Source organism: Nonomuraea sp. NPDC052129 (genome assembly GCF_040680095.1).
Taxonomy (GTDB): Bacteria; Actinomycetota; Actinomycetes; order Streptosporangiales; family Streptosporangiaceae; genus Nonomuraea.
This window is the reverse complement of sequence record NZ_JBFAVX010000072.1, coordinates 1-10,307: the sequence shown is the minus strand read 5'-3', so window position 1 is coordinate 10,307 and position 10,307 is coordinate 1. Positions and strand designations below refer to the sequence as shown.

The window sequence follows — 10,307 nt, the reverse complement described above, 5'->3', positions numbered from 1 at the left end:
CATGTCACGGTTACACACCGTTCACGGTTGCATCCAGAACAGCGGAGTGTGGATAGAACAGCACAATCTGTCACCACGGAAATCTTGGCAGAGCCACTCTAGGTGTGGAAATGATCACCGAACGTAGACGGAAGTCCGGAAGGACTCGCCTTCGGTGACCACGACGATGCTGTGGTGCAAAAGCCGGTCCAGCAGGCTGACGGCGGTGGTGTGTTCGGGCAGGAAGCGTCCCCACTGGTCGAAGGGCCAGTGTGAGCCGATACCGAGCGCGCGGCGCTCGTAGGCGGCGGCGACGAACCGGAACAGCAGCTGGGCGCCGGTGTCATCGAGCGGGGCGAACCCGACTTCGTCGATGACGATCAGGTCGGCGCGCAGCAGGTTCTCGATCACCCGGCCGACGGAGTTGTCGGCCAGCCCCCGGTAGAGGGTTTCGACCAGTTCGGCGGCGGTGAAGTACCGGACCTTGTGTCCGGCCTGGATGGCGGCGACGCCCAGCGCGATGAGGCTGTGGGATTTGCCGGTGCCGGCCGGGCCGACCGCGCAATAGTTCTCCGCCGCGCGGATCCACTCCAGCGAGGCGAGGTAGTCGAAGGTCGCCTTCGGGATCGAGGAGGCGGCGACGTCGAATTCTTCGATGGTCTTGAGCACGGGGAAGGCGGCGGCCTTCATCCGGGCGCGGGCGTTGGAGGCATCACGTGCCGCCAGTTCGGCGTCGATGAGGGTGCGCAGGAACTCCTCGGGGTTCCAGCGCTGCGTGCGGGCGGTGACCAGCAGTTCGGGTGCCAACCTGCGGATGGTGGACAGCTTCAGGCGGCGCAGCCCGCCGTCGAGGTCGGCGGCCAGCGGCGCGGGTGCGGGCGCGGTCATGACACTTGTCCGATCTTGTCCAGGGTGTACTCGGTCAGCGACCGGGTCGGGACCGGCGGCAGCTCCAGGACCAGCGCATCCCCGGCAGGGGCCGGCTGCGGGGTCCCGGCGCCGGCGGCCAGGATCGAGCGGACGTCCTCGGCTCGCCAGCGGCGGAAGGTCACCGCCCGTTCCAGCGCCGCGATGAGCGCGGCTCGCCGTGCGCGGCCTGCAGCGCGGCCAGCTCGATCAGATCGCCTGCCAGCCGGGTGTTGCCCGAGGCGGCCGAGCCGGTCAGGAACGACTCGGCGGCCGGGCCGAGCGCCAGGAACGCCTTCTCCGCCGCGGTCCGGGGCCGGGCGGCGCGGCGGGGAGCGGGCCGGGGGCCGCCGTAGTGCTCATCGGCCACCGACGCCTCCCCGGGCGCGACCGCCTGATGGTCGGCGACGATCTCGCCGGTGGCCAGGTCGCAGATGAGCAGCCTGCCCTGCTGCTCGGCCACCGCCACGCGGGCGCCGATCAGCCGGGTCGGCACCGAGTAGCGGGCCGAGCCGAACCGCACGCAGGAGAGCCGGTCGACCTTGCGGGTGACCGGAGCCTTGCCGATCGCCGGCCGCAGCGACGGCAGCGCGGTCAGCAGGTCACGCTCGCCGGCCAGCCGCTCGGCCGGGACGGCGCAGATCTCCGAATGCGTCACCGTGTTGACCTCGGCGCACCACTGGCGGGCGGCCACGTTGGCGGCGAGCAGGTCGTCGAAGGGCGCCTGCGGCACGACCAGATCACGCTTGGCATAGCCGACCAGGTGCTCCACGATGCCCTTCGATTCCGGATCGGCGGCCTCGCACCAATCGGGCCGGAAGGCGTAATGGGTGGCGAAGCGCACGTAGTCGCTGGTGGGGATGACCTTGTTGGCGACCACGCCGCCCTTCAGACAGCCCATCCGGTCGGCCAGCACCACCTTGGGCACCCCGCCGAGTTCCTCGAAGCATTCGGCCAGCAACGCCAGCGTGGTGGCGGCCCGCTCGTTGTCGGCGAAGCGCACGAAGCGGACCCTTGACCAGGCCAGCACAGCGCAGAACACGTGCAGCCCGCCGCCCGCATCCCCCCAGTCGATGACGAGCATCTCGCCCGGCGTCCAGACCGCCGGTCGCCGGCCGCGATGATGATCACGCCGCCACGTCTTCTTCGCCTCGGCGACCAAGCGGCGGAAGTTGCGCGCCGACCCGGCATAGCCGGCGGCCTGGGCCAGGGGCAGCAGCCGTTTGGCCGACATCTTCCCGGCCGTGCTCTGGACCTTCTCGGCCACCAGATCGGCGACCGTGTCGAAGTTGTGCTCCCGCCGTCTGCGGCCCGGCGGCTTGTCCCCGGCCAGCGCCCGCTCGATGATGCGTTTGACGGTCTTGTGCGTGGTGCCGCACATCTCGGCGGCCCCGCGATAGGTGCCTACCTCGCGGTAGGCGGCGATGATGTCCATGACTTCCCCCGAAGACTTCATGGCCGGGCAGACCCCCTGAGCGGTGATCACGTGACTGGCTGACACCGTCACGATCACCGCTCAGGGCACACCCCTCCTCACGACACGCGAACAGCGCGAAGGAGAAGTGGGGACCTAAACCGGCCATCAGTGGTGACCTCGAATCTCAAAGACCGTTGACACGACCGTCAGCAGTTCCCGTAGTCCTGCACGTAGTTGGCGATCAGGCCGAGCAGGGCGTCGGCCCGGTTCCGGTCCTCATGGCGGGCGCGCAGAGCCTTGTCGGCTGCGCAGAGGCGGGTCAGGGCGGCCGGTTTGCCGTCCACCACGTCGTCGACCAGAGGCGAGGTGACCAGGTCCAGGCATTCGGTGAGCAGCCTACGGGTGACAGGCGACGGCGGGTTGGGGTCGGGGTCGGCGAACGGGGTGGTCAGGTGCCGTGCGGGGTCGGTGAAACTCCAGCCGACGACGGTGCCGTGCTGGGCGAGGAGCGCCACGTCGGGGGCGATGCCGATGCGGGCCTCCAGCGGCTCGTCGAGGACGTCGAGGTCGCGCAGACAGATCAGCATGGCGTCCCCGGGAGCGCGGTACAGCACCGTGCACGTCTCATGCCGGAAGTCTCGGACCTCGTCCGCGCGGAGCCCGCCCTGGCGTACGGCGGGCATAATGGGAAGACGCGTGGAGGTCTCGGCGCCAGCGGTCACGTACGGCATATGGAGTTCGGCCCCGACCAGCTTCCGGCTGTCTGGGTCGAACCGGAAGACGTCAGGCGTGTCCCACAGCCAGTCCTGGCTACCGAAGGTATGCGCGAGGAACCGCTCACGCTCCTGCACGTCCACATTCGGCGTGACATCCACGGAGTCGCCCATGAAGCGGGGGGTGATGTGCAGCGGATCGTCCGTCACCGTTGCGCGCCAGTTGCCCTCGAAGGACAGTTTCGTGGTCATTCTGCCTCCATTGACAGCATGTATCTTGATTTCTCACAAGATCTTTTTAGAAATTGGATCATGGTGTCCCGGGACACTATGACGCCGAGCATGCTCAGCAGTCGAGAAGCGGCCCGTCCGGCCAGCGCCAAGGCCAGGTGCTCCAGCATGCGCCGCAGCATGCGGGTGCTGCGCGCGTGCCGCTCGACTACGCCGCTGATCGGCTCGGCGAACGTGCGGACCTTGCACGTCATGTTCCGGCATTTCAGCCGCCGTACGGTCAGATCGACCAGGACCTGACGTCCGCCGGCAGGCAGGTCCTGCAGCAGCCGCCGGTAGTGCCCGTGTAGCCGGGTCGAGGACTGCCCGCATCCTGGACAGCTCACGGGTGCCCTCCCGGTGCGTGCTTTGACCAGCACATAACCGCCGCGATCAACCAGTTCCTCGACGACCAGCTCGGCCAGGTGGGGGAAGAGGATCTGTAGGCAGGCTTGGCCTGCCGGGGACACGGCATGCTGCACAATGAACTCCGCGGCCGCTCTGTCGATGATTACGTTCTTGGTCGAACCCGATCATCACGGAGTGGCCCACGCTCATGTCCAGCTTGTTACCTCATCGCGATCAATGCGGGGAAGAGCATCCCTACTGTCCGTGATCGCGGCACACACTTTGCGCCAGAGCCACTTTTACATGGCCACGGACACGGAGATCTCCGACCCCGAGGTGATCATCATGCGGACGTGCACGTGGAAGAGTGGCTGAGGTAGGTCCTGATCACCTCGCACGCCATCCACCCGGACAAGCCCAGCAGACCGGCGACAACGGGTCAAGCCCGGCTGTGACCCCCTGGCATCCCATGACCGAGGAACGGCGACCGGCGAACGTACACGCGAAGCCGAGTTTGACCCGCCGCCACGGGCCTGCCCGCCGCTTCGCGGGGGGTCGACGGCGTACGAGGCAATCAGAGCCCTGGGAGCTCGAGGAAAAGCCCACGTCACCCGACAAACAGGATGGCAATATGCATATAGGTACATAAATGCAGATTAGCGGAATCTTGCTTACCAGGAGGTTACATAGACGACCGGGTACCCACGAGTTGTCGGAGGCGTCTTGTATGAAGGAGATCCGTCAAACCATAGAAAAGGATCAAGATGGATTCTGAGATCATCGCAACCAGCGCGGCCACCCTTCTGGCCACCAAGGCGTGGGAGGCGTACGCAACGCAAGCTGGCAACGCCGCATGGAGCAGGATGGTCCAGCTCGCAAACAGGCTCAGACAGCGGTTGGGAATTACTCCCATGGACAACAAAGTCCAGGCCGAAACCATCGAAGGAGTAACTGCTCAACTTCACCATATAATGCGTGTAGACAACGATCTCTCTCAAATGGCGAGAGATTTCCTGAACCTTACTCAGCGGAACTATCACGCGATTGGCATCGCGATTGGGGATAACGCTCGCGTAGGCAAGGCCGTATACATTCACAATGTTGAACGGGATGTCAATTTCTAGCTGGAGTGGGTCAATGAACAGCCGGCAGGCGGATTCATCTGGTGATCACTCACACTCCAACGAGTCCTACGTCGTCACGCATCGCCCACCCACTCCCGGCGCGCCGTTCGCGGCTGGCATTAGCATTGGAGCCCATAGCCACATAGATAAGGCCGTGAACATCGGGCAGGCGCAGACAATAAATATCCATGCCGCCCACAGCCAACCACTCCCTCCGCCACCCCTGCCAAACCCGCCAGGCAACTTTATTGGACGCTCCAAAGAGATCCAGGATCTGAAGAATTCGACTCAGAAATCTCCCGCACCCACTCTCGCGATAACTGGAGCACCAGGGGTAGGAAAGACAGCCCTCGCCGTTGTGCTCGCACACGCCATCAAGGACAACTACCCCGGAGGGCAGACCTTTCTCACTCTTAGTCGAGAAGATCATGCTGAGCCGGAAGACCTGTTAGAAGCGGTCCTCCTGGCATTGGGGCAGCACGGCTCACAACTACCGCAGTCGCAAGCTGGAAGAGTCGGGGTAGCTCGATCCATACTATCCAGTCGACGCATACTCCTGGTGATTGATAATATCTCCCAGGAGCGGCAGCTACGCAGTTTGCTTCCTATTCCGACTGGATCGCTCCTCATCTGCACAAGTCGATCCCGCCTCAGCGGCTTGCAGACATCGGAAGTTCACCACCTACACCTAGATACTCTAGAGTCTTCAGAGGCAGCTTCATACCTGACGACAAGGATCGGAGAATCCCGGTTCTCATCCCAGGAGCAGGTGAACGAACTAGCTGACCTGTGTGGGAATCTTCCACTCGCTCTGCATTTAGTATCAGCAAAGGCTCTCTCGCGTCCCCATCTAACTGCCGACAAGATCGCAAGCGTTCTGAGCGATAAGAAGAGGCGACTGCAGGCGCTGCGGGCAGGGGATCTCTCCATTCGAACGGCCTTCGAGGTGACATATTCAGACCTTCCAGAGTCCCGCGCGCAGGCATTCCGGGCGCTTGGACTCCATCCAACAGGTAGCATCAAGACTCACATAGCTGCGACCGTGATTAGCGTGCTAGCTTCTGGAGTTTCAGGCACGGAAACGCTCGACGCAGAGGAAATGCTAGACGACCTCGTCGAGCAAGGCCTACTTGAGCAGATCGGTCCAGAGCGTTTTCGCATTCACGACTTGCTTCATAATTACGCACTAACGCTAAGCGCCGAGATTGACACGTCCCGGGTGAGACACGAAGCCCTAATCGCACTCGGTCACGCGTACCTTGATACAGCCACCATCCTAGGCGCTCGCATTGACCCACGGACAACGCCAGGTATGAATAGCTCGCCAGACGAAGGCGAAGGAAATCCGTACCTCAAGGATGACCTGGACAATCTTCTAGCTATTACACAACAGGCGGCGGAGCTTGGTGAGTGGGAGCTCGTGTCTCGTCTCACCTTTTCATCTGAAGTTCTATATCGAGCGCGGAGCCGGTGGAGGGCACTTCTTCACACAAATGAGCTCACTCTCACAGCGGCTCAATTCACATCAAACGAGCACTGGCGCGCCCGAGCTCAGTTGAACATTGGCAATGCCAATATAAGGCTAGGCGACATCGCTGCAGGCGAAACAAATCTTCGTAATGCCTTCGAGCTGTCAAGCGATATAGGTGATCCAAGTCTCGCTGCCAGTGCGCTGTACTGCATCGTCAGACTTCAGGCAGAGTCACAGCCAGTCGAAGCCATAAAGGTCTATAAAACACTTCTCAAGATCCTTCGGCAGGGCGACGACAGATATGGGATCGCGGCCGCACTATCGGGTCTAGCAGACTGCATGCTTCGGACTGGGCGACTCCAAAAGGCTGAGAAGCTTTTGCAGCACGCACTGGCAGTTGCGAAGCAAGTCAGAAGCCGCATGTTGCAGGCCGATATCCTCGGGAATCTCGGGCTTATTAATCTCGAGCTTGCAAGGCCGAACGAGGCGCGGGAATTCGTCGACCGATCGTTGCTAGAGCATCGATCCGTAGGTGACCCTTCCGGCGAAGCGGGCTCTCTGCTACTCAAGGGTCGCGTCGCAGAGGCGACAGGAAATACGGAAGACGCCATCAATGACTACGAGCAGGCGCTTGCGGTTTTCCAAGAGCTAGAAGAAGTATCTGGCCAGCAAGCCGCGTTGACTCATCTCGGGAGCGTCTATCGGGTGATTGGTCGTCCAGGCGTAGCAGCTCAGCATTACGAAGAGAGCCGCCAGTTGGCGGAGACTCTTTGTGATGCCCAAGCGGCCGTGGTTTCACTCGTAAACCTCGGATCATTGTGGGTGAATGTAGCCGAGCTTGAACGCGCTAAGGAGAGCTTTGCTAGAGCTCTAGGTGTCGCCGCGCAGTCTGGAAGCTCATTCTTGATCGCTCAAGCCCTTCAGCAGTTCTCGAAGTACTGGAGTCACCAAGGCGAGTGGGAGAAGGCTGCAGGCGTCTTGGAGGAAGCGCTAGATCTTATCCAAGGCATTCCCGGCGCGCCTGATGCCGCAGAAACTCGAGCAGTTCTAAGTCATGCCTATTATCGCATCGGGCGCGGAGATGAAGCACTCCAGCAGCTTCGTCTAGCGGAACAAGAGCTTGGGCCTGGCTCCAGCGACCCCGCTCTCATTGCGGTCAAACGTCAGCTAGCAACCGTACTCTCAAGCCGTGGAATGTTTGCCGAGGCGGCCGTCGAAGCCGAGTATGCCCTGAAACGGTCCGAACAACTGGGACGAGCTCAGGGAATTGCCGAGTCTCTCGGGGTTCTCGCAAACGTCTTGGCACGCCAAGACGAGTTCGAACAGGCGGCAGTCAAATATAGAGAGTGCATACGCGTAGCAAGAGAAACCCTCGATCCCCCCTTGCTCCTGGCTCATCTCATCAATCTCTCCACGTGCCTTTCCGCGTCAGGGGAGGACAAGGAAGCCTTGGAGGGCTACAAGAAGGCCCTTAAACTGGCCACTCGACTTCAGGACAAAGCAGCCAGAGCTACGGTCCTGCGCTGCCTTGGAGTCGAGCATGCGAAGAGGGGCCGCCTTAGCGAAGCGGAAAAGCGTTTCAATGAGGCAGCCAGAATTGCCGCGCCGCTACGAGACAAACACTTGCTTGCAGTGTTGCGTACTGATCAGGCCCAGATCTTCGTGGAGCGAGGAAAACTGGATCGAGCACGACAGCTCCTTGAAAATGCGCAACATCTGTATGCCGAAATTAATGATGTGGACGCCGAGCGCAAGGTCATGCTCAGAATGCTTGGCCTCGAACTCGACCAAGGCTGTTCTAGCCCTTCAGAGCTGTCTGACAGGGTCTCAGAACTCCTCCAGAAGAATCGCCATTCACCTGCCGGCGCATTTCTTGAAAGAGCGCTCGAACCTCCAAAGCAAGCATATCAGTTCCTTGGAAGTAAATATCAGCTCCCTGGAAGACGGATCAATATTTCAAGCGACGTAAAAGAGAGCCTTCCCGATATATCAATCGAGGGGATACTCCACCATCTCAGCGTTTCGCGACATAACTGTTTTGTTTGCAGACAACCCGTCGCACTCGAAGCTGAGGCTAATCTCGTTCACCTCCTGCATGCCGGGGATAACGCAGCTGCAGTCTGGCTGAAGCTGTGTCATCCACGATGTGGACCGTCTGCCGTCGTGGCGATAAATGAAGCAGCTCCCACTGGCATCCTTAATGTAGAGATCGAATGCTCGCTTCTACCTGTAGGGGACAAGTACATACCAAACATCATTGTCGACATCCCGCACCTAGTTCAATCTGCCGACAAGCACGGATATAGCGATACATACCTCGATTGGCTGGCGGCACATGACTTCACGCACGTAAAAGTGAATGAGCGCACGGGTCAGGTTCAGGTTGAGCTTGCACAGAGCAATCAAAATGAAAGAATTCTTGCTACACTGAATAACGGACGAATGTGCCTTACAGTTCATGGCAGATCCGTTCTCGTTGATGCACCTCTCAGCTTCCTGCCGATTTGGTACGAGAGCACGTCCGAAGGCGTTCTTGGAGTAATGATCGGACATAACCTTCAAGGTATGAGCTGGGAGAGTCCAAACCATTTAATCGACGCTGCAATGCGAGGTCGCCTTGTTTTTGCGGTCGTTCCCCTAGCGGTAAATCACCCTGCACAGAATCATCGGTGCGTTTGCACCCCTGCCACCGGAAGAAAGTTCAAGCACTGCTGCGGTGTGGTCCGGTAAGGGGTAGCTGTTACGGAGAAGGAGCGGTGCAGCCCAGCAAACCAAATGCAGAGATCCGCTTCATTACATGTGGAATGTGACAGACATGAGTTGTCGGGCTGAGAGAAGCTGGAAGGTGTGTGAGCGAAGTCCTCTCGCTGCCGTACGGCAGCGCCGTACGGCCACCACGTCTCACACGAGCACACGCGCCAGGTCCGATCTGCCGTCCGCGCAAGCCGTGACATCGTCGACCACGCTCATGCCGTTCCCTTGGATCAGACGGCTGCGTGAAGCGCCACTGACGACGATGTCGGCTTCCACCGGCTTATGGCGACAGCCGCACAACCCTTTCGGACCTCGGGCCGCGTCTGACGACGAGCGTGATCGTCCTGCCTGATGGGCGTACTGTTGGCTCCAGTCCGGCTTGTATTCGAGCTTGCTTCGCATCTACGGGCATTCCAACTAGGGAATATCTGCGGAATGGTCTTGACGACTTCGAGATTGCTAGACCACGTATGTGCAGGTCAGGGGCGAGCCGATGGTGCCTGATCACCGTCTCTCCCAAGGCGGGCATTCAGGAGTTGTGGGGTCGGACCGGAGCGCGGTGCCAGCCTTGCGACTGGTCCGTTTCTCCGGCCCGCCCTCCGAACCCGGCGTGCGACTTTCACCGCACCGGGCTCTCCACAGGTTCATGCCGCTGGGGATGGCTCTGTTGTTCGCCGTGACCAGGGTGTCGGGATGTCCCAGGCGCGCCAGCGATACCGGGTGGCCGGCAGCGATGCCGCGTCCAGCAGGACGATTCCCTGTGCGGAGATCTCCCAGCTGTTGTTGAGCAGCCGGGTCCGCACCTTCCTCCACGACATGCCACCGTGCCGCTTGCGCAGCCACCAGTAGAGGCGGTGCCAGACATAGTGGCCCAGATAGCTGAACGTCCGTTTGGACGAGCCGTGCCGGAAGTAGTTGCACCAGCCCCGGATCACCGCGTTCACGCGGATCAACAGGGTTCTCAGGTCAGGCTGTCCTGGATGGATCAGCGCCCGCACCTTGGCGATCACCGTGTTGATCGCCTTCTTGCTCGGGTAGGTGTAGACGGTCCACTTCCGGGTTCCTCGTTTGCGGCGCCGCTGGATGTGGTGCCCCAGGAAGACGAACCCGTCATCGATGTGGGTGACCGAGGTCTTGGCCTCCGATAAGCGCAAGCCCATCGGGGCCAGCACCGCGGCCGCCTGCTCCCTCAGCCGTTCGGCGTCGTGGCGGGTGCCGTTGACCAAGGCAACCCAGTCATCGGCGTAGCGGACCAGCCGCCAGTTCGCCACCCCACGTTGACGCCTGTTGTCGCGCTGCCGGACCGTGGCCATCGCCTCCTGGTG

At 61.3% G+C, this 10,307-nt stretch carries 7 protein-coding genes and 1 pseudogene; 2 read left to right on the top strand and 6 right to left on the bottom strand.

Features of this window, described 5'->3' with window-relative positions:
• Window positions 1–114: 114 nt before the first annotated feature.
• The 4 genes and pseudogenes from istB to AB0L53_RS58965 form a co-directional block, all read right to left on the bottom strand.
• Window positions 115–867 (bottom strand): IS21-like element helper ATPase IstB, encoded by a 753-nt coding sequence (gene istB, locus AB0L53_RS58980; protein ID WP_364015777.1) that lies wholly within the window; start codon window positions 865–867, stop codon window positions 115–117.
• Window positions 864–2,341: pseudogene (gene istA, locus AB0L53_RS58975) on the bottom strand (IS21 family transposase). Before istA ends, istB begins: the two are co-directional and overlap by 4 nt.
• Before the next feature lie 167 nt (window positions 2,342–2,508).
• On the bottom strand, window positions 2,509–3,267 hold the full coding sequence (locus AB0L53_RS58970) for a hypothetical protein (RefSeq protein WP_364015775.1): 759 nt from the start codon (window positions 3,265–3,267) through the stop codon (window positions 2,509–2,511).
• A complete protein-coding gene (locus AB0L53_RS58965; RefSeq protein WP_364015772.1) occupies window positions 3,264–3,767 on the bottom strand; it encodes a transposase family protein in 504 nt (167 codons plus the stop codon). The genes AB0L53_RS58970 and AB0L53_RS58965 overlap by 4 nt, the downstream gene beginning before the upstream one ends.
• 630 nt (window positions 3,768–4,397) lie before the next feature.
• Between AB0L53_RS58965 and AB0L53_RS58960 the strand changes: the two genes are divergently transcribed.
• Complete coding sequence (locus AB0L53_RS58960; protein ID WP_358340895.1) at window positions 4,398–4,757, top strand: hypothetical protein; 360 nt, start codon at window positions 4,398–4,400, stop codon at window positions 4,755–4,757.
• Window positions 4,732–8,958: a tetratricopeptide repeat protein gene (locus AB0L53_RS58955; protein WP_364015768.1), complete on the top strand. Its 4,227-nt coding sequence runs from the start codon at window positions 4,732–4,734 to the stop codon at window positions 8,956–8,958. Before AB0L53_RS58960 ends, AB0L53_RS58955 begins: the two co-directional genes overlap by 26 nt.
• A 171-nt stretch (window positions 8,959–9,129) precedes the next feature.
• On the opposite strand, the gene AB0L53_RS58950 is transcribed toward AB0L53_RS58955, so the two are convergent.
• Window positions 9,130–9,384 carry a hypothetical protein gene (locus AB0L53_RS58950; protein ID WP_364015766.1) on the bottom strand — a complete coding sequence of 85 codons (255 nt, stop codon included), beginning with the start codon at window positions 9,382–9,384 and terminating at the stop codon, window positions 9,130–9,132.
• Window positions 9,385–9,626: 242 nt separating this feature from the next.
• Window positions 9,627–10,307 (bottom strand): group II intron maturase-specific domain-containing protein (locus AB0L53_RS58945; RefSeq protein WP_364015763.1); only part of this gene is annotated, 681 nt, incomplete at its 5' end.

Coding starts and splice junctions, on each gene's coding strand:
- AB0L53_RS58955 (WP_364015768.1), top strand. CDS start 4,732: ATGTTGAACGGGATGTCAATTTCTAGCTGGAGTGGGTCAATGAACAGC.
- AB0L53_RS58950 (WP_364015766.1), bottom strand. CDS start 9,384: ATGCGAAGCAAGCTCGAATACAAGCCGGACTGGAGCCAACAGTACGCC.
- AB0L53_RS58970 (WP_364015775.1), bottom strand. CDS start 3,267: ATGACCACGAAACTGTCCTTCGAGGGCAACTGGCGCGCAACGGTGACG.
- AB0L53_RS58960 (WP_358340895.1), top strand. CDS start 4,398: ATGGATTCTGAGATCATCGCAACCAGCGCGGCCACCCTTCTGGCCACC.
- istB (WP_364015777.1), bottom strand. CDS start 867: ATGACCGCGCCCGCACCCGCGCCGCTGGCCGCCGACCTCGACGGCGGG.